Raw genomic sequence first — 20,191 nt, forward strand, 5'->3', positions numbered from 1 at the left:
ATTAATTATTTACTTTCTTTCTTAGATTCCTTCTTGGTTTCTTTCTTAGATTCCTTCTTCTCAGTCTTAACAGCCTTCTTCTTCTTTGATTCCTGCTTAGCGTTAAAATCATCGATTAAGTTCTCAATGATATTCTTCTTCATATAAACATCAAAGCTTAAAAGGCATACTAAAGAGAAGAGCTGTAAGAATTCTCTTTCATCCTCGTCCTCAACATCCTTAAAAGAATCATTGGCAATTTCTGACTTCTTAATAACATCCTTTGATAAGTAGTCAATCTGAGTCTTCTCAAGTAAGTAAATCTCATTGTAAATAGTCTCAAGATCTGGCTTTGAATCAGTATCAAAGAACTTATCTGTCAAAGGATTAAGTATCTTTTGAATATCACTTATAAACAAGATGTTCTTGAAATAATAAATGAAAGTAAGGATATAAATGTGTTCCTTAGAATACTTCTTCTTAACAGGGGCAGGTAATAAGTTGTTCTTAGTGTAGTTGTTAATCATAGTCTTTGTAAGAATCTTATCATCCTCATGGCGCTTCACATCGCTTAAATGCTCGTCCATGAAAGTTGTCACCTGATCCATATATAGATTGATGTTAGGAACATCATTTGGCTTTATATAATTAAGTTTTACTAATTTCTTTAAAAGTGCGTTAATAAACGCTTTATTATCATCATTCATAGTTATATTTATGAACCTCTTTTCAGTATTTAGTATTGAATAGCTTAAAATGCGTTCAAAGTTTATTATATAGAAAAAAATTTTATATAGCAAGTAGTATTGAAAACTAGATGACATTATTAATAATATTTTTTAGAAGTCATAAAAAGTGTTTGAAAATGCATAAAATAAGTCTTAAAGTGCAGTCTTTTACCTTTGTAAAATACCAGTTTTGTGATAAATTTAAATTGCCTAAGGAAATAGAGATAGGTGACAAGAATTTAAATTTATATTATAATGAAACAAATTAAATTTGTTTTACCCTTGTAAGGGAGATTTGGAGGAAAACATGGGAATTTTAACAAGATTTAAGGATATTATGAGTGCAAATATTAATGCATTACTTGATAAGGCTGAAGATCCAGAGAAGATGATTGATCAGTATTTAAGAAATCTTGAGAAGGATTTAGCAGAGGTTAAGGCTGAAACTGCTTCAGTTATGGCAGAAGAGGCTAGAACTAAGAGAGAATTAAATGAATGTAACGAGCAGATCGCTAAGATGCAGTCATATGCTGAGAAGGCATTACTTGCAGGTAACGAAGCAGATGCTAGAACATTCCTTGAAAAGAAGCAGGTATTAGTTTCAAATCAGGCTTCACTTACACAGCTTGCACAGACAGCTGAGGCAAATGCTACAAAGATGCGTCAGATGCATGATAAGTTAGTTAAGGATGCTGCTGAACTTGAAGCTAAGAGAGATACAATTAAGGCTAAGGTTAAGGCTGCAAAGGCTCAGGAAAAGATTAATAAGGTAGCAAGCAAGGGAATGGGCGCAAGCTCAAGTATGGCTGCATTTGAGAAGATGGAAGCAAAGGCAGACAAGATGCTTGATGAGGCTAATGCAATGTCTGAGCTTAACAAGCTTGAAGAAGACAATAACATCGATAGCTTAACAGCTAAGTATGATGCAAATCCTACAAATCAGGCAGTAGATGATGAATTAGCAGCTCTTAAGGCTCAGATGGGTCTATAATAAAGAGCTATTAGTCTTTTATTACTACAAAGGCGTGGGAAATATATTTTTAAAGAAATTCTAAGGAGACAAAATGGGTATTTTTGGTGGTCAATTTGCCAATGTTGTGGAATGGAATGAGCATAGAGATGACATCATTTTCCACAAGTGGTCAAACAATGAAATAAAAAAAGGTTCTAAACTTATTCTTAGAGCAGGACAGGACGCTATCTTTATGTATAACGGAAAGATAGAGGGTGTCTTTAAGGATGAAGGTGAATACAATATTGAAACTGATATTATTCCTTTCCTTTCTACTCTAAAGGGTTTTAAGTTCGGTTTTAACAGTGGTTTAAGAGCTGAGGTTTTATTTGTTAACACTAAAGAGTTTACTGAAAAGTGGGGCACTAAAAACCCAGTAGTTCTTGCCGCACCACAGCTTAATTTACCAGGTGGTCTTCCAATAAGAGCCTTTGGTAATTATTCTTTTAAGGTGGATGATTACATCACTCTTATTGATAAGTTAGCTGGAGTTAAGACAGAGTATAGAGTAGAGGATGTTAAGCTTAGAGTGTCTGCCGTGGTTGATCAATTACTTATGAAATGGATTGCTACGGAAGGTAAAGACATTTTCAATCTACAAGCTTACAGCTTACAGATTTCAGCAGGTATTAAGTCAGATCTTGATATGGAATTATGCAAGTTAGGCTTTAGTGTTACAGATTTTAACATTGCTAGCGTTTCATATCCAGAAGAAGTTACTAGAATGCAGAACAAGGCAGCAGCTCAGGCTATGGTTGGAGATATGAATAAGTACACTAATATTTCTATGGCTGATGGAATGTCAAAGGGCGGTTCAAGCCTTGCTGGTGATATGGTTGGTGCAAGTATGGGAATGGCTCTTGGCTCACAGATGGTAAATTCAATGAATAATGCTAATCAGGGAGCTAATGCAGGTTTTACAAATCCTACAATAATTGGTCAGATTCCAAAGTTTTGTCCTAATTGTGGCACACCAACAACAGGAACTAAGTTTTGTGGAAATTGCGGAACAAAGTTAATTTAGTTAAATGTGATAATAAAACCAATATAAAAATATTTGTTTTAAAGAAACCCTAGTATTAAAGCCTATTGGCAAAATACTAGGGCTTTCTTTTTCGAAAAGATGTTCTCTTTGGAATTCATTTATGATATAATGATTTTTGTTTGAGATTTAAGAAGAGATTATGAGAGGTTGATATGAACTTAAGTGGACTTAATAGAATGCAGAAGAAGGCTGTTGAGACAACTGAGGGCCCATTGCTTATTATTGCCGGAGCGGGTTCTGGTAAAACTAAGGTTTTAACAAGCAGAATTGCATATTTAATAGATGACTGTAAGGTAGCCCCTTACAATATTTTAGCCATTACCTTTACTAATAAGGCAGCGAGAGAAATGAAGGAAAGAGTGGATTTAGCTGTTGGTGAGAATGCAGGTAAGGTTTGGGTTTCAACTTTCCACTCAACTTGTGTGCGTATTTTAAGAAGATATATAGATAGAATTGGATATGATAACAACTTTACAATCTATGATACAGAAGATCAGAAAAGTGTCATTAAAGAGATTTGTAAGAGATTTAATATAGATACTAAGATGCTTAAGGAACGTTCAATTATGAGCGCAATTTCTAAGGCTAAGGATGAGTTACAGGCTCCTGCTGATTATGAACTTTCAGTAGGCGGAGACTATAACGGAAGAAGAATTGCTCAAGTTTATAGAGAATACCAAAAGCAGCTTCGTCTTAATAATGCCCTTGATTTTGATGATATTATTTTTAAGACTGTAGAACTTTTTGAAAAAGATGATGAAGTTCTTAATTACTATCAGGAGAAGTTCCAGTACATAATGGTAGATGAGTATCAGGATACTAATACATCTCAGTTTAAGCTTATTAGTTTACTTGCTGATAAGTATAGAAATCTTTGCGTAGTTGGTGATGATGATCAGTCAATTTATAAGTTTAGAGGTGCTAATATCACTAATATCTTAAGTTTTGAGACTACATTTGACGGTGCCAAGGTTATTAAGTTAGAGCAGAATTACCGTTCAACTCAGACAATTCTTAATGTGGCTAATGCTGTAATTAAGAATAATAGAGGCAGAAAGGATAAGGCCCTTTGGACAGAGAATGGAGAAGGGGATTTAGTAAATTTTGCTCAGTATGATTCAGGCTTTACAGAGGCTGAAGGCGTTGTTTCTATGATTGCTGAGAAGGTTAGAGATGGATGGGATTATAATGACATTGCCATTCTTTATAGAACTAATGCCCAGTCCCGTGCCCTAGAAGAAAAGCTACTTATGCGTAATATTCCTTACAGAATCTATGGTGGTGTAAGTTTCTATCAGAGAAAGGAAATTAAGGATTTACTTGCTTATTTAAAGACTATTGATAATGCTAATGATGGTCAGGCAGTTAAAAGAATCATTAATATTCCTAAGCGAGGAATTGGCGATACTACAATTAATAACATTCAGGAATACGCTGATAATAATGAGATTACTTTCTGGGATGCCTTAACTGAAATTGATAGCATAGATTCTATCAAGCGTGGTGCAGGTAAGGTTAAGCCTTTCGTAGATTTAATTGAGAAGTTTAGAGAAAGACTTGATGATATTTCTCTTCATGAATTAATTGAAGAAATCTTAGAGGAAACAAGATATATTGACAGCTTACTTGAAAAGGAAGAAAGAGAAGAGGTTGAGGCTCGTAAGGAGAATATTAATGAATTGATTTCTAAGATAGTAAGTTATGAGCAGACTTGTAAGGAAGAGGAAGTTGAACCAACTCTTTCAGGCTTCCTTGAAGAAGTTGCCTTAATTGCAGATATTGATAATTTAGATGAGTCGGAAAAGCAGGTAATGCTTATGACACTTCATTCAGCTAAGGGTCTTGAATTCCCTATAGTATTTATGACTGGTATGGAGGATGGCCTTTTCCCAAGTTATATGACTATTACTAGCGATGATCCAACGGAAATTGAAGAGGAAAGACGTCTTTGTTATGTAGGTATCACTAGAGCCAAGAAGGAGCTTTATCTTTCTGCTGCTAAGATGCGTATGATTAGAGGAGAAACTCAAAGCTGTAAGGTTTCTCGTTTTATAAAGGAAATTCCAGAAGAGTATCTTAATATCGAGAATAATTGCACCGGTTATAGTAATAACAAGAATATTAGTTACGGTGGGGATGAGGATTATTCTTCAGGTAACAAGACTAATTTTAGAGCAGTTGGAAAGAGTATTTTATCAGCTTATGGTTCTGGTAAAACTAAGGAATATGAAAGCAAGAGAGTTCCAATAGGTAAGAGCTATTCTTCAAGTTACGGTGGCAATGCTTATAAATCAAGTTATTCATCTTCTGCAAGTGCATATACAACTAAGCCTAGCCAGAGTAATTCAGGTTTTAAGACTAATAATACTAAGGTAGGTTTTGGTAAGGAATTCCCAATGGATCTTTTTGATTTAAAGAAGGGAAATAAGAAAGATTCAGCCTTCAAAAGAAGCACTAATGTAAGTGCCTTTAAGACTAGTAAAGAAGGCCCTAGTACTGGACTTGGCGGAATAGAAAGTCTCGGTTATAGAGAAGGGGACACTGTTATTCATGCTAAATTTGGTGAGGGTATTGTCAAAAAAATAGAGGAGTCTCCAAGAGATTATATGGTCACAGTAGATTTTGAGGAGTTTGGAATTAAGCGCATGCTTAGTCAATTTGCAAATCTTAAGAAAAAGTAAAGTTTATTGCAACATTAAAATTACTATGATATAATTCTAATTAAAGATTGACCGTGATTGAAAGGAGAGGGCATATGAGTAAGGACAAAATTGAAGAAATCATTGCTGCTACAAAACTTAATGATATTCTACGTAAGAAGGAAGTAGAAGTTAAGAAGAGTAAGAAGGTTAATATTGTTGTTATCGTACTTGCTGTTTTAGCAGCAGTTGCAGCAATTGCTGCTGTGGCATATGCAATTTATAGATATTTCACACCAGATTATTTAGATGATTTTGATGATGACTTTGATGATGATGACTTCGATGATGATTTTGATGATGATGATGATTTTGAACTTGAGAATTAGTCAGATTCGCTGACTTACTAGTTGTGTCATTTGTTTTGATAAGAATTTAAGTCCTTTCTATCCTAAGATAGAAAGGGCTTTTTTAGTGTTGAAGGAAATATATTTTTTATGATAATATGATTAGGCTATTTATTGGATAAAGATTGGAGAAAGAATTTGAAAAAAGGTGAAGTTTATACAGGTAGAGTTTTATATGCAGATTTTCCTAATAAAGCAGTAGTTGAGCCAATTGCTAAGGTAGATAAGGGAGATTTATCTGCTAATGATGTGGTTATTGCTAATGCTAGTTTTATTCCTATGGGGGAAGAAGAGCCAAGTAGAGTTATAGTTAAAAACTCTATCCCAGGTCAGGAAGTAAGCTTTATGGTTAATAAAAAGAAACATGGTAAGTGTGAAGGTAGATTATTAGAGGTTATTAAGAAAGCTGATAGTGAAACTAACGAAGTCTGTCCACATTTTGGTAATTGTGGTGGTTGTGTGTATCAGACAGTTGATTATAATACACAGCTTGAAATGAAGAGAGAACAGGTTAAAAAACTTATTGATGCTGTGGCTAAGACGGATTATGAATTTGAAGGAATTTTAGGTAGTCCTAAGTTTGAAGAATATAGAAATAAGATGGAATTCTCTTTTGGAGATGAATTTAAAGATGGCCCATTAGCTCTTGGTCTTCATAAGAGAAACAGTATGTATGACATTGTTAATGTATCAGGATGTAAGATTGTAGATAAGGATTATTCTAAGATTCTTGACTGTGTTAAGGCTTGGGCAACTAGTAATGACCTTAAATTTTTAGGAAAGAATAGTCATGAAGGCTTCTTAAGACATTTACTTGTACGTAAGGCTGTTAAGACAAAAGAAATCCTAATTGATTTAATAACTACAACACAAGAAAATCATGATGCTAAGATTAAGGAATTATCTGATGCCTTATTAAAGCTTGATTTAGAAGGAAAGATTGTTGGTGTATTACACACACTTAATGATTCTATTGCTGATGTTGTAATTAATGAGGGCACAGAAATTATCTATGGTCAGGATTATATTACAGAAGAGCTTTTAGGTCTTAATTTTAAGATTGCTGCATTTGCATTTTTCCAGACTAATTCTTTAGGAGCTGAGGTTCTTTATTCAAAGGCAAGAGAGTATGTTGGTGAGACTAAGGATAAGGTTATTTTTGATCTTTATTCGGGAACAGGTACAATTGCTCAGATTTTGGCTCCTGTTGCTAAAAAAATTGTTGGTGTTGAAATCGTTGAAGATGCAGTTAAGTCAGCTAAGGAAAATGCTAAGCTTAATGAACTTGATAACTGCGAATTTATTGCAGAAGATGTATTAACTGCCCTTGATAAGATAGAAGATAAGCCTGATTTTATCGTTCTTGATCCACCAAGAGATGGTATTAATCCTAAGGCCCTAGAAAAAATTATTGATTATGGTGTGGATTCTATGGTTTATATTTCATGTAAGCCAACTTCTCTTCAAAGAGATTTAGTAATGTTACAGGAAAGAGGCTATAAGATTAAGAAGGTCTGTCTAGTGGATATGTTCCCTGGAACTGTGCATGTGGAGACTGTCTGTCTTTTGTCCAAACTATCTGAAACGAAGCATCATATCTAGGTTAAAGTGGATATGGACGAGTTGGATCTGACCAGCGCAAAGGCCAAGGCTACTTACAGAGAGAATTTCTCAGAGTGAAAAAGACAAAGATAGAGGCGAATAAAATGATTTTTGTTATAGCATTCATAGCAACATTTATTTCAATGTTATGCTGTAAAGCCATAAAGAAACCAGTGGTTAGAGTTATTCTGGGGATGGTGGCATTCTTCAATATTCTAATTATGATTTTAGCTGGAATTTTTACATATACAACAAAGTATAAAATACATGATGTAGCTTCATATACATCACCGGATGGAAAATATGAATTATTATTCCAGCAGGTAGGAGATCCGGATTGGCCATTTGGACATACACATGCCAGATTAGTTCTTCAAGATGAAACAGGAACGATTGTAAAGTATTCTTTTGATATAGCAGCTGATGGGGCAAATGCCAGTTCTGATTTGTGTCAAGTTACATGGAAAGCTACTCAAGTGGAAGCAGTAATTAGCGGTGAAGAGCAGAATGATAATCGGTACATTTTGTATTTTAATGGTAAAACAGAATCCAATCAACTTGATACGAGGTTCGGAATATAATGTTTAAAAGAAGAGGATTGTTGATGACATATAGTGGAACGCCTGTATAAGGATGTAGAGAATCACTATAGGAGGAAAACCGTAATTCGCCACCTAATCAAAAAAGCAAGTAAGAAACATCAAGGCTCCCCACACTGCCATCATTGGCGGCGGGGGCTGAATGAAGGATATGACAATATGTACGATGGAGCAAAGTTCTCATACGATGGCGATTTCCTCGGCTATCTGGGCTTGGAGGGAATGGGCATTTTTACAAATCACGACAAGAACGTGATGAGCGGAATAAAAGATATGGCATCATCTCTATAAAGTCGAAAGAACAATTCAAATAGATGTTGAAAGAATTGCAAATAACAGAGGCTCCCATACTGCCATTATCGGTAGTAAGAGAGCCTTTTTATGCTTCGATTTTTAGAAAAAGCACCCCACACATGTATTGACTTCAATTGCCTTCAGAACAAGGTTGCGAAACTCCTTTGCCAGTTCAAGAAATTCCTCATTATCTGAATTGTTAATCATGCGATCAGTTATCTCGAGAGTTTTTTTCAAATTATCTCCTTCTATCCACTCCTCTTCATACATATTGATCAACAGATGGCATTCTGCGTCTATGAAATTAAATAAGTATTTCTCCATAAGATAAAACTTGTCTTCGTGAAATTTCATAAACCAGTAAATATCTCTTATATCACCTTTATTGTCATCCCATACTTTATAGTCACACATCTCATTATATGCGTTTTCATCCTTAGGAACCACAATGCCATACCATTTGTTCAAATCGAGATATCTTGTATATCGAGTGCCATCTACAATACGTTCGTCTTTTCCTTGAAAAAAATCTCCCATATCGCACCGTTCCTTTCTTATGCGTTATTCTGAAGTGAGTAAATCTAACGATATTTTCATATATGTCAGAGGATCTATACATTTTCGTTTCCTCCTTCTTTTCTGAACATGTGATGTTTGCAAACTCACAACATTATTATAAATTGCAGTTATGCAATTGTTAATCCTCTATTTGAAATTATATTCTTTGCTTCTCTCTATAGTGACATATAAACAAGTTGTGTAAATTAAATATCATTTGAGGTTCCAATTTGTAACCTCAAATAAAAATGTTTTATATAGATGAGGTGTCGTATGGATGAAGTTGTAACAAATGAAGAAAATAAGACAATTGAAAGAACCGGTCAGAACATTGATATTTCTTAATTGATTTATGATATACGAGGAAGACAAGTTATGATAGTGCGATTTGACAATTCTGTATTAGGTTGAGACCAAGAATATCAATAAAGCAATGAAAAGAAATATTAAAAGATTTCCCGAGGACTTTTGTTTATCGGACCGGATTCAAGGATCGAAAAGATGCTAATCATTTTAAACCCCAAAGACTTAATGCGTCCAAGAAGAAAACAGGTTCTGACAGTCATACCAAAGAGGTTTGCCAGAGTGATGATACATCTTCTAATAGCTCTTTAAGTCATTCTGGTTTGCAGTCACTTATACTAGACGACTCCAATATTTTACAGTCAAATACATCACCCGATGTATGTACTTGATGACTTTTATGATGAAGAATAGTTACATTGGTTATATTAATAGCAAACATGTGTGTAACTTCTCTCGCTGATTGTACGTCATGTAACTATTTTTTATAGCATACAATTTTTTCCCAGTTTTCAGAAAAACCCATTTTGGAAAATAGTAGTTCCTGGCTGATGTGTGGGCAGTTCTTGAGAACAGAATGAATCAATCGTTTGAGCTCAGCTTTAAATTGTTTAAATTCCTGATTATCAATAAGATAACGCAAAGCAATCACTACTGCAAATAAATCCTTCTTGCCGATAGCATATTGTCCGTTTTTCTGTGGTATTTGTAATTTACTATGTAAAACCGTATCAGGAATAGCTTCATTTACTTGAAATGAATAAAGCCTCTCATTATGAGCACATACATTTCTACAGCTTGCAAGGATACGGATGAGCTGATGCAATTGAACCTCTGACATATTGGCAAAATTCAGGCTAACTTTGGTGCGGATATCCGAAGTAGTATATTGATACATTTTTGAAATTTGTCCAAAAGTAAGCGCATTGGTTGCTACCCATAAAGGGACATTTCCATACACTGTTGCATGATGAGTGATATAACTATAGTTGTTTGGTAAGGCGATGGTTTTACTTAAGGTAGTAATCAGGTGATTTATTTTGCTTTGATTTCTGCGAGTATAGTTATAATTAGCTGCAGTTAAATATGCCGTCTGTTGTTCTCCATATTTTTCGCAAAAGTAGTAGGAAAGCATGGATTTTAACTGTCTTTCCACATGTAAGATATATTTTAGAAAGAGCGTTCTTAATTCTTCGTCAAAGTAATAGAAAGCGGTAATTTCCTCAAAAGTAACTCCATGTAGATAATTACCGGATGGTTTATGCTTAAATAAATCCTTATATCCGCCGATTAATGAAAAATAGCTTAACTTTTGTAAAGTGGTTTTGGCAAATTCAGAATCAGAAATAATAAGTTGCTTTTCTTTTTCAAGCTTTTCGATTTGCTCATCATATGTGTAAAATGTTTTATTAGCCATTTCTGAATCCTCCTTTATTTGGCATAAAAAAAGTGGAGCCCACGCATGGAACTCCACCGGCTGCGGGCATCGCAAGTTTCCGCAGCGCAACCACTAAAGATACTATACCATTGATATCTGGCGATGTCAAACAGCTTTTTTAGTGGCATTAATAGCTTATGCGTTTCTGTGTGTGATATTCTTATTTTGTTTATTTCTGGCATTCAGCCATTTTTTATGCTCTAGTGCTTTCTCAGGTTTGTGCTATCTGATATACAGATTATTCAGATATCCGTATACAGATTTAAGACGTGCAAACTCTAAATCACCAGCAAGTATCAGCATATTTACAAGATTAAGCATCTGCTGAAGCAAATCGTGGGTTTCAATTATGCCAGTGTCGGCATATGAAATTCTTATCTCAAATGCCTTGTGTAAGGTTTGCGGTCGATTTTTGCGACCACAAAAAACATCTTTGTTTGAATATAGAATACATGAAGTCGCAAATTGCGACTTCACGGAACAGGCGTGGAAGTAATTCTTTTTACGGAGAATGGGCATGGCAAGAGAGGATTTCTTACGACATCTGTGGTTAATGATTTTATAAACCAGTACCCATCGCTTCGGATTAAATCAAATCCGGATTGTCATGATAGGCTTATTGTACTCGATTATGGATTACCGACAGAGCAGGCCTTCCATTGCGGAGCGTCCAGCAAAGACGCGGGGAAAAAGCTTTGTGCCATTAACAAGGTTGAATCAGTAAATATTGTACTGGTCAAGATTTTTGGTAACACTTTGGTCCGAAAATAACTACTTTGATCTTGCCTCCATAGGAGTCAAATATCCATTAGCTGAATGTGGTCTTACATAGTTGTACCAATTCATATATCTTCTTGTCATTTCATCAAGCATTTCAACACTTTCAAAAGTGTATCTGTAATAAAAACAATTCTTAAATGTATTATAAAATCTTTCCATAGGCGCATTATCATAAGGATAACCAGCTTTACTCATACTTTGAGTAACACCATTATCCTTACAGAAAGCAACAAACTCCCAGGAAGTATATTGAACTCCCTGATCTGAATGTAATATTAAGTTCTTTGGGTGATTTTCTTTATTGAGAGCTTCCTCTAATGTATCGATGGCAAGTTCTGTATTTATATAATCGCTATTTTTTGAAGCAATAACTGATCTATCATATAAATCAATAATAGTACAGTTGTATCTAAACTTGCCATTTGGCTGACGCATATAGGTAAAATCTGTGCACCAGACTTTATTCTTTTCATTAACGTTAAAGTTTTGTTTAAGTAGATTATCAAATATCTTGTGCTTTTTGCAGCGTTTGTAATTAGGCTTTTTACGCATTATAACTGCGCCAAGTCCTAAATCTTTATTCATATATTTATGCACTGTTGTTTTACTCAAATATATGCCATATCTTTTTAAAAAGATCCTTACAGCTCTATGTCCAACAGTTCTATTGTTGTTATAGAAAATGTATTTAATCCTTTCTAAGATGGCTTCACGCTGCTTATGATAATCCTCTTTTTTATCAGCAAGATAATTGTAATAACAATTAAGGCTAATTCCGAAATGTCGGCACAGCCATCTTAAACCAAAACTTTCTTTGTGCTCGTCAATGAAGCGATATACCACTAATCTATCTCCTTGGCGAAGAATGCCGCTGCTTTTTTTAAGAAATCAATTTCCTTATCTTTTTCATGTAATAGCTTATTTAAGCGACGAATCTCTTTAGCAGATTCTGATTCATTAGTTTTTGTGGTATTTTTCTTATATTGGCATTCTTCTCCGTATTTTTTTACCCATTCTGAGACTGTGCTCTTAGCGACGTTGTAATCTGCAGCAATCTGGACTATAGGTCTATCACCATCCATATATGCTTTAACAACATCTTTCTTAAATTCCTCACTATAATGTACTGACATGATGTTCCTCCTTCATGATGATTATATTATATATTATCGAACATCATGTTACCAATTTAGTTTACCAGTACACAAGCCTGATTTCCGTGACTACAATTCAGAAGATTATTACGACGGTGTGTGGTTCTTTTGTATGGGGATTCGGATTGTATCTAAGAGGATATCTTTTGAATATTATTAAGGAGCTGGATAAATAAATGTGATTCTATGCCGGAATCTGATAAATAGTTGATGGTCTCGAACCTACTGCAGATTTTAAATAATATATTGAAAAAGAAAAAAAGGGAAAAATTACTACAGAGGATGCAAAAAAGTTTCTTGATAAAAAATATAAGATGAAGGAAACTAAAAATGCGTGTATATAGAGCCTTGCCAGTGATGGCAGGGCTTTTTTATTGCTGTCTATAGGATAGTAGATACAAGCTATCGCAGGAAATAGGAGTTAAAAAGAATAGGGGTTATCTAAGTTAACCAAAAATAGGTTAATAAAATTATTGATTTTTTGTTTAAAAGGTGATATTCTACAGTTGTAGAAAGGAGTGCACTATATGTATACGAGGTTTGGTGAATTTGTGAGAGTTTTACGTGTCAAAAATCATCAAGTAATGGGCGATATGGCAGAAATGTTGGGCACAACGACTCCATTTTTATCTGCAGTAGAAAATGGAAAGAAGAATGTACCTAAAGGATGGGCAGAGACTATTGCCCAATTTTATAATTTGAGCACAGATGAACGGACAGAATTAAATGAAGCTATTGAAGAATCCAGGGTTCAAACAAAAATTGATATGAAAGACTCGTCTATAATGCAACGTAAGGTGGCATTGCAATTTGCAAGATCATTTGATGACATTGATGACGAAACGGCAGACAGGATAATTAAATTATTACAGAAGAAGGAGGAAAACTAAATTGGACTACATAACAAAGCCTGTGAGCAGGGCTAAACTTAGAACATATTCGCTTTTTTTTAGAGAATTATTTGACGTACCAGAAGAAGGTCCATTTCCGGTGCTCGAATCTTTAGAAAAGCTACCGGATGTATTTGAAGGCAGCACATACAGTGTGGTTGAAGATGACGCAATGCCAAAGAATGTTGTTGCTCAATGTATTAAGAATGAAGGCAATGGATTCACCATAGAAATAAAGCAATATGTTTATGATGGAGCAATGGACAGAATCGGAGCTTATCTAGGTTTTATTTTACACGAAATGTGCCATATATTTATGTATGAGATAGGTTATACACCAACTCTTCAGCGTTCGTTTAAGAAAGCACAAGTATACTGCAGTGTAGAATGGCAAGTAAAAGCTCTTGCTGGAGAAGTAGCAATGCCATACGAAGAGACTAAAGGCATGTCTGTGAGTGAAATCACAAAGAAATATCATGTATCAAAGGGCTTTGCAAAAAAGCGACAGAAATATTAGGAGGTAGCTAAATGACAGGATAAAATTGAAAAAAAATAACTGTTGGCGCAGGTATTTTGATAAATAAAGAACAATTAAATTAGGAGAGGATGATGTGTTAAACATACCAAATCGTATTATGTTTGCACATTTCCTCCGAGTATTTCGTAATAGGAGGTAAAATATGCAAATAAGAAGCATGTTAGATCTTTTCATTTCTATTGATGAAATGTACGATTATCTCAAAGATAAGGATATTACTTTCGATGAAAATGGATTGCCGATTTTTACAAAGGACATGTTCCTAGATGAATGGCCAGAGATGGTTGTGCCATATTCACAGAGAAAAAATTGGCGTATCATCAATCCAGCCAAAACAGTATTGTGTTTTTTTGGAAGGGATAAAAACTTATACCCAAGAATAGGCAAAGTATTGGATGAGATTGAAGAATATTCTTTGTTTATGGGAGTTATAGGCATGGATGTGACTGTAACTTCAGATATGGATGAAGAATGGCAAGAGGCAATAATTTTATTGAATCATCTGTTTTTGGCTGTTCTTGCCGTTAATGGTATAAAAATATTATTAAACACAAGAACTGGTGGACTTGATCCAGATGTAATTTTCAAAAATACTCCACATGGAGTAATGGTTGCCGCAGGATTTTTAGGATGCGATACAACAGCTGATGAATGCGATTATTCATTCATGAAAAAAATACTTGTATTGTTACCGGAAAAACTGATTCTATATGGCAAACACGATAAAATAGCTGAAAGACAACTTGATATATTGGGCATTGACTTCAGAACGTATACAGATTTTCACAGATTATGTAAGGAGGTGCCCTATGTCAGACAGTAAAGCAGGTTATTCAAAAGCAGCAAAATTCTATGCAAGAATAATGATTCATAGCTCAATGCTTGATGCCATCCGCTATTACAAGAGTAAATTACGAGAATCAAAATATAATTCGAATTGGGAGAAGAATAAAGTAAACCTTAATGACGTGGTTTCTAAGTTTACACCAAGCAAAAAGGGAGAAGCAAAGGGTGTAAAATATGTTTTCAGAAATGCAAACTATACAATAAAGGCTGATATGCCATCGGGTTATCTGCGTATATTTGATAATAAAGCAAAGAAGTACGTTAAACTTGATGGCACTCCTGGAACTAATGAAGAGACGCATTTTAAAATCAAGAAGAGGAGGGAAATGTAAACATGAGATTATATTTGGCAAAAACACTTGATGATATGAAGAAATATGGTCCAACATATGATTTGTCTATGGAACCTGACTCGAGAGTAGAAGAAATATATTTTGGTGATGAACAAAGCACATGGTTTCTTGACAATATGGTTGATAGAGTTAATGCAGAATGTGAAACATTATTAGATGATGGAGATTATGACTTCTTTGATTATAATGCTTGTTTAAAGCTGAAAGAAGTCATCGTAAACCAGAGAAAATTAGGAATACCTGATTTCTTCCAGGATGCATACAAGGCACTTCTAACCTATGTTGAAAGAGCAATTGATTATGGTACAGGCATAGCAATTGAATTATAGAGTTCTGCTGATAGTTTTGAGAATGGAAGTAACAATGGTAAGGCAATTGTCATAAACATAGATTATTTTCCAAAGAACTCTTATGTATTTGCAAATAATTTTTTTATAAAAAGAGTTTTGCAAATAATAAGCTTTTATTCTGCTAGCATTAACTTATATGTTTGTGAGGACAACGATATCAACAAGCGCGTACAGACAGCATTTGAGGATTTTTATAAAAGAAAAACACCGGAAAGGTTGTTGGCGCAACCAATCGGTGTTTCTCAGATGATATGTTAAACATACCAAATCGCTCTTTAATTTTAACACTTAAAATATCTGATTTCAACAACTTATGAATCTAACTATACCTTTACAGAAATAGGCAGGTGTTTTACGGATTCTCAGTTTCTGTCCTTCATATTTATGCCAGGCATTAGATATTGCTGTATCAGAACTTCTATATGCAAAAAGAATGAATGAATCAGAAAAAACATCAAGCGGAAAAAAAGCAGCAATAAGTTTAATGTTCACCAGGTCAAAGCTTGAAACATTTGCAATATTTGTCGAGCTTTTGATAACGGTCGGTACAAGGATATCCGACAGGGTATGGGGCAGAAAAATGATGTGCAAATGTGGTCATAAGATGCCTGAATCATATCAACAAAAACGGAGTCCATAATGTTTCATTTCAGTGTAATAAGCAGATTCACATAGGTACTCAGGATCGATTTATTCATATAAAGTATATAAAGCTGAAATTCAGTAAAAAAAGAGAGAGACTATCCAATTAGGATAGTCCTTTTTTAATTCTAACATTAAACTGTAAATTTTATGACAAGATGATTTTTTAATTCTAATATTAAACTGTAAATTTTATGACAAGTTAAATTTTAAATTGTGAATATCAAAACAGTATAATGGTAAATTCTACTAATATAAGCAAAAAAATAAGTTAAATTCAGTGAAAACTGCATAAAATCTATTGTTATTCTCATTAAAATATGTTAACATTTATCTTGCTAAAAGTTAATTTACAGGGGGAGGATGTATTTTAATGAGAAAAAATTTATTATTTAGCGGAAAGAGTGCTTTAAGGGTAGGTACTCTGGTTATTGCCGGAGTCTTAACATTTTCAGCAGCTCTAATGCCAGGCAGTGTGGCAATCTATGCAGGAAGCGATTCTGAGGCAATTAAGAATAATGAATCAGCCTATCCCACAGAAAGTGGAGTGTCCCAGATTCCTGGAACTATTACAACTAAAAGTAGCTATAATAGCTCTTTTCTATCAGTGACAGGATTTGCTTCAGTAGAGGGGAATATTCATGACAGAAGTGAATACGTTGGCACTGAGTATTACAGGGTGATTAATGATGAGAAGGAATTTCTTGATGCAATCCGTGATGCACAGAAAGGCCAGGTTAAAGTCATGGAAATCACTAAGGATATGGATTTGGGATATCAATATCTATCAGACTTACTTACAAGTAGCGTCCTTAGAAAGTATAACTTCGTAAGAAAGTATAAGAAACCATCTAATGAACTTGCTAATGTAAATGGGGGATTTACTAATCCGCTTATGGCTAAAAGTGATGTAACACAGATTAGTTTAAGTGGTATTGATGGACTTACAATTTTCTCTACTAATGGCAGTAGTATTAAACATACTGAACTTAAAATTAGTAGTAATGATATCGTTATTAGAAATCTTAAGTTTAAGGAAATGTGGCAGTGGGATGATGCTGGTGCACAAAAGGAAGTTGGTTGGACTAATATTAAGATTAACGGTGGCAAGAATGTATGGATTGATCATTGTACATTTGAAATCGCCTCAGATGGTAATATTGATATAGAAAATGGTTCTAATGGAATCACAATTTCATGGTGCAAGATAGGTGATGAGGCAACTGAAACACCATCAGAAGATAGCTCTATTTATCAGTCTATTATGTTTATGGAAGAAAGATATCAGAAGGGTGAATTAAATCCGGAGAAGAGCTTATACTATCAGATGAGAACAGCTGGTGCTACACCTGGTCAGATTATGGCTTATTCTGCATATCATAAAAAGTGCCACTTAAGTGGCTCTGGAGATAAGGATTTCGTTAATTATGTAAGACCAGATGGAGAAGTCGTAGAGGATGCTAATAGTAATATTAACCTTACTCTTTGCTATAATCATTATGTAAATGTTGGACAACGTGTGCCTATGATTAGACAGGGCGTTGGTAACTTGATTAACTGTTATATTGATGATTCAACACACCAGACAGCGGCGGAGGCTAATCCTGTGTTTGAAGAAATTGGACCTTATCATTTATCTCGTTGCCTAAATTCTAGAAATGGCGCATGTATTGCAGCAGATACATGTGTGTTTAATGGTATTGAAGAACCTATTACAGGTGCTGAAATTCAAGGAGATGATCCTAAGAATATGCAGCCTGAATGGGCAGTTATGTTCCAAAATGCATATAATCATGTGTTAATTGTTAACTCTGAGGTAACTAATTCTAAGGGTACATATACAGGTAGTAGCTGGGATAATAATGGTGAGAATTTATTCACAACAGGTTTTGACTGGAAAGACAAATCTACAATTGGTAACTGGGCATGGGCTTCACATATTGTAAATGAACAGTCATACGAGAAGAGAGATTATACTCTTGAAGAGGCTACACCAATGGAATTTACTTATGAAACAGAAGGAGTACTTCCATTCTCATATCAGGTACTTCCTCTTGAAGATGTAAAAGAAGTGGTAACAGGTAATTCAGGTGCTGGTGCGATAGATATGACAAGTAGTGATTGGCTTAAGATTAAGTATCTTGCAGAGGCAGACTATAGTGAGGTTGATGCCGAAATTGCCAAGGCTAGAAGTTTAACACCTTCAGATTATGAGGACTTCTCAGGAGTTACTGATGCAATTAATGAAGTAGAGAGAGGCTTTATGTCTGATAATCAGGAAAAGGTTGATGCAATGGCAACAGATATTGAGAATGCTATCTTTGCACTGGTTAAGATAAAGAAAGAAGAAAATCTTAATGAAGTATCCTTAGAGGTGGCAGCCGACACAGCGGTGGTTACAGATGAGGCTGTCAAAGTGGAATCTAGTGAAACAGCAAAATCTCCAACCACAGGGGATAATAATATGTCAATTATTTATTTATTAATGACAATTATGTCAGTATCATTAATAGGTATAGAGGTTTTATTTAGAAAAAATAGACAATATAAAAAATTTAAATAGGTATATCTTTTTAAGAAAAGTGTTACTGAATTTAATCATAAGGATAAGTATATAAAACACCTTCCAATTTTTGTCAATGCCCCAATAAGGTAAAGACAGGGATTGAGAGGTGTTTTATTAAATTAGATAGATGATGAAGCTACGAATAATAGTATTTATTGTATGAGATAAAGTTTTGATAGCTTTTTAAGTAGTTGTAAAATCTATGGCAAAGTGCTAAAGTTTATTTTTGCATAAAATGTATTGTGCTAAGTGTGCTTATAACAGCTAAGTTATATAGTTAATAATATTTGTGAGGTGTCGTATGGGAGAAAGAATCATCTGTTACTAAATTAAAACCTAATGGACATTTCAATAACTTAAATGTGTCTTTTCTTGAAATTATCAGAAAAGAAAACGATGAGGTGATTATGTTGAATCTTTTGGCATATTATTTTCGATATAATCCAAAGATGTTTTTAGAATTTTCAAAAGAAGTTTTGAATATAGATGATTTTCATGATGATTATGAAATAGTTAGAGAAAGCGAAGGAAATATTGACTTATTTATAAAAGGATCATCTAAAGTAATTGTAATTGAAAATAAAATTAAGTCGGGGTTAAATGGTAAAGAAGATAATGGAACTACACAGTTGGATAAATATTATAATTATACAACGGAATATGTTAGAAAATATAAGTTGCTAGAAGCTAATTTTTACATTTTTTTGCCTAACTATAGTGAAATTGAACTTTCAGAAGAAATGAAAAAATAATAATTAATAATGGAGGATTTATAATAATGGTTAGAGATATATGTAGAGACGTATTGTTTCTTGGAAAAAAGTCAGAACCTGCAACGAGTAAAGATATTCAAATTGCAAGAGATCTTCTTGATACATTAGCAGCTAATTCAGATAGTTGTGTTGGTATGGCTGCTAATATGATTGGAGTAAATAAACGAATTATTGTTGTAAATATGGGACTTATGAATATGATTATGTTTAATCCTGTGATTGTAAAAAAGAGCGGCGCTTTTAACACAGAAGAAGGATGTCTATCATTAGTAGGAACAAGAAGAACAACTAGATATAAGGAAATTGAAGTTGAGTTTGAAGATATGTCTTTTAATAAGCGTAAACAGAAGTTTACAGGATGGACTGCTCAGATAATTCAGCATGAATGTGACCATCTTGAAGGAATTATAATATAATATACGTTTAAAGGTTATTAAGCGCTACTTCTAACATTAATTGTAAAAAGTAGCGCTTTTTTCTTGAATTTAATACATATTAATCTTGATATAGCTAATGGATTTCCTCACATATTGCACGGATCTCTTCACTGAAAACGGTATCTTTGGGCCAGATGAAGGTAAAATCATGTTTTACCCTAAAGTCTTCAAGGGGGATTGTTTTCAGATATCCGGACTGCAGTCCTGATGCAACCGCTGCTTTATATAAAAAGGTGATGCCACAATCTTTTTCAATAA

General features: G+C 34.1%; 21 protein-coding genes and 1 pseudogene. 16 read left to right on the top strand and 6 right to left on the bottom strand.

Going from position 1 to position 20,191, the window contains the following annotated elements:
* Window positions 1–5 precede the first annotated feature (5 nt).
* Window positions 6–686, bottom strand: a complete 681-nt coding sequence (locus tag QVA17_RS10205) for a DUF1836 domain-containing protein (RefSeq protein ID WP_287388689.1) — start codon at window positions 684–686, stop codon at window positions 6–8.
* A 328-nt stretch (window positions 687–1,014) separates the two neighbouring features.
* Between QVA17_RS10205 and QVA17_RS10210 the strand changes: the two genes are divergently transcribed.
* The 7 genes from QVA17_RS10210 to QVA17_RS10240 all read left to right on the top strand — a co-directional run bounded on the left by QVA17_RS10210 (window position 1,015) and on the right by QVA17_RS10240 (window position 8,302).
* Window positions 1,015–1,698 (top strand): PspA/IM30 family protein, encoded by a 684-nt coding sequence (locus tag QVA17_RS10210; protein ID WP_287388690.1) that lies wholly within the window; start codon window positions 1,015–1,017, stop codon window positions 1,696–1,698.
* Between the two features lie 73 nt (window positions 1,699–1,771).
* Window positions 1,772–2,743, top strand: coding sequence for an SPFH domain-containing protein (locus QVA17_RS10215; RefSeq protein WP_287388692.1), 972 nt, complete (start codon window positions 1,772–1,774; stop codon window positions 2,741–2,743).
* Window positions 2,744–2,916: 173 nt separating this feature from the next.
* The gene (locus QVA17_RS10220) at window positions 2,917–5,445 is read left to right on the top strand and encodes an ATP-dependent helicase (RefSeq protein ID WP_287388694.1); all 2,529 of its coding nucleotides are present in this window, start codon (window positions 2,917–2,919) and stop codon (window positions 5,443–5,445) included.
* 74 nt (window positions 5,446–5,519) lie between these two features.
* Entirely contained in the window at window positions 5,520–5,792 is a 273-nt protein-coding gene (locus QVA17_RS10225; RefSeq protein ID WP_287388696.1) for a DUF4366 domain-containing protein, read from the top strand.
* Between the two features lie 156 nt (window positions 5,793–5,948).
* Window positions 5,949–7,412 carry a 23S rRNA (uracil(1939)-C(5))-methyltransferase RlmD gene (rlmD, locus tag QVA17_RS10230; protein WP_287388697.1) on the top strand — a complete coding sequence of 488 codons (1,464 nt, stop codon included), beginning with the start codon at window positions 5,949–5,951 and terminating at the stop codon, window positions 7,410–7,412.
* Window positions 7,413–7,486: 74 nt separating this feature from the next.
* Window positions 7,487–7,993, top strand: a complete 507-nt coding sequence (locus QVA17_RS10235) for a hypothetical protein (RefSeq protein WP_287388698.1) — start codon at window positions 7,487–7,489, stop codon at window positions 7,991–7,993.
* A 177-nt stretch (window positions 7,994–8,170) separates the two neighbouring features.
* The gene (locus tag QVA17_RS10240) at window positions 8,171–8,302 is read left to right on the top strand and encodes a hypothetical protein (RefSeq protein WP_287388699.1); all 132 of its coding nucleotides are present in this window, start codon (window positions 8,171–8,173) and stop codon (window positions 8,300–8,302) included.
* Window positions 8,303–8,404: 102 nt separating this feature from the next.
* On the opposite strand, the gene QVA17_RS10245 is transcribed toward QVA17_RS10240, so the two are convergent.
* Complete coding sequence (locus tag QVA17_RS10245; RefSeq protein ID WP_287388701.1) at window positions 8,405–8,842, bottom strand: hypothetical protein; 438 nt, start codon at window positions 8,840–8,842, stop codon at window positions 8,405–8,407.
* A gap of 454 nt (window positions 8,843–9,296) precedes the next feature.
* On the opposite strand from QVA17_RS10245, the gene QVA17_RS12615 reads away from it, so the two are divergent.
* Window positions 9,297–9,371 (top strand): hypothetical protein, encoded by a 75-nt coding sequence (locus tag QVA17_RS12615; protein ID WP_334299486.1) that lies wholly within the window; start codon window positions 9,297–9,299, stop codon window positions 9,369–9,371.
* 273 nt (window positions 9,372–9,644) lie between these two features.
* On the opposite strand, the gene QVA17_RS10250 is transcribed toward QVA17_RS12615, so the two are convergent.
* The 3 genes from QVA17_RS10250 to QVA17_RS10260 all read right to left on the bottom strand — a co-directional run bounded on the left by QVA17_RS10250 (window position 9,645) and on the right by QVA17_RS10260 (window position 12,517).
* On the bottom strand, window positions 9,645–10,583 hold the full coding sequence (locus QVA17_RS10250) for an Abi family protein (RefSeq protein ID WP_287388703.1): 939 nt from the start codon (window positions 10,581–10,583) through the stop codon (window positions 9,645–9,647).
* 792 nt (window positions 10,584–11,375) lie between these two features.
* The gene (locus QVA17_RS10255) at window positions 11,376–12,227 is read right to left on the bottom strand and encodes an IS3 family transposase (protein WP_287388705.1); all 852 of its coding nucleotides are present in this window, start codon (window positions 12,225–12,227) and stop codon (window positions 11,376–11,378) included.
* On the bottom strand, window positions 12,227–12,517 hold the full coding sequence (locus QVA17_RS10260) for a transposase (RefSeq protein ID WP_287388708.1): 291 nt from the start codon (window positions 12,515–12,517) through the stop codon (window positions 12,227–12,229). Before QVA17_RS10260 ends, QVA17_RS10255 begins: the two co-directional genes overlap by 1 nt.
* A 548-nt stretch (window positions 12,518–13,065) precedes the next feature.
* Here QVA17_RS10260 and QVA17_RS10265 point away from each other — a divergent pair.
* The 8 genes from QVA17_RS10265 to QVA17_RS10300 all read left to right on the top strand — a co-directional run bounded on the left by QVA17_RS10265 (window position 13,066) and on the right by QVA17_RS10300 (window position 19,912).
* Window positions 13,066–13,428 (top strand): helix-turn-helix domain-containing protein, encoded by a 363-nt coding sequence (locus tag QVA17_RS10265; protein ID WP_287388710.1) that lies wholly within the window; start codon window positions 13,066–13,068, stop codon window positions 13,426–13,428.
* A gap of 1 nt (window position 13,429) precedes the next feature.
* Window positions 13,430–13,945, top strand: coding sequence for a hypothetical protein (locus tag QVA17_RS10270; RefSeq protein ID WP_287388712.1), 516 nt, complete (start codon window positions 13,430–13,432; stop codon window positions 13,943–13,945).
* A 163-nt stretch (window positions 13,946–14,108) separates the two neighbouring features.
* The gene (locus QVA17_RS10275; RefSeq protein WP_287388714.1) at window positions 14,109–14,789 is read left to right on the top strand and encodes a DUF4417 domain-containing protein; all 681 of its coding nucleotides are present in this window, start codon (window positions 14,109–14,111) and stop codon (window positions 14,787–14,789) included.
* On the top strand, window positions 14,776–15,144 hold the full coding sequence (locus QVA17_RS10280; protein ID WP_287388716.1) for a hypothetical protein: 369 nt from the start codon (window positions 14,776–14,778) through the stop codon (window positions 15,142–15,144). The genes QVA17_RS10275 and QVA17_RS10280 overlap by 14 nt, the downstream gene beginning before the upstream one ends.
* A gap of 2 nt (window positions 15,145–15,146) precedes the next feature.
* Window positions 15,147–15,494, top strand: coding sequence for a hypothetical protein (locus QVA17_RS10285; protein WP_287388717.1), 348 nt, complete (start codon window positions 15,147–15,149; stop codon window positions 15,492–15,494).
* Between the two features lie 1,036 nt (window positions 15,495–16,530).
* The gene (locus tag QVA17_RS10290; protein ID WP_287388718.1) at window positions 16,531–18,720 is read left to right on the top strand and encodes a pectate lyase family protein; all 2,190 of its coding nucleotides are present in this window, start codon (window positions 16,531–16,533) and stop codon (window positions 18,718–18,720) included.
* 410 nt (window positions 18,721–19,130) lie between these two features.
* The gene (locus QVA17_RS10295; RefSeq protein WP_287388720.1) at window positions 19,131–19,475 is read left to right on the top strand and encodes a PD-(D/E)XK nuclease family protein; all 345 of its coding nucleotides are present in this window, start codon (window positions 19,131–19,133) and stop codon (window positions 19,473–19,475) included.
* A 26-nt stretch (window positions 19,476–19,501) separates the two neighbouring features.
* Entirely contained in the window at window positions 19,502–19,912 is a 411-nt protein-coding gene (locus QVA17_RS10300; protein WP_287388722.1) for a peptide deformylase, read from the top strand.
* A gap of 94 nt (window positions 19,913–20,006) precedes the next feature.
* Here the strand turns inward: QVA17_RS10300 and QVA17_RS10305 are convergent.
* Window positions 20,007–20,191, bottom strand: a pseudogene (locus QVA17_RS10305) (LysR family transcriptional regulator); the annotation flags it as partial.

The sequence above is a fragment of the Lachnospira sp. genome (assembly GCF_016290755.1).
Lineage (GTDB): Bacteria > Bacillota > Clostridia > Lachnospirales > Lachnospiraceae > Lachnospira > Lachnospira multipara.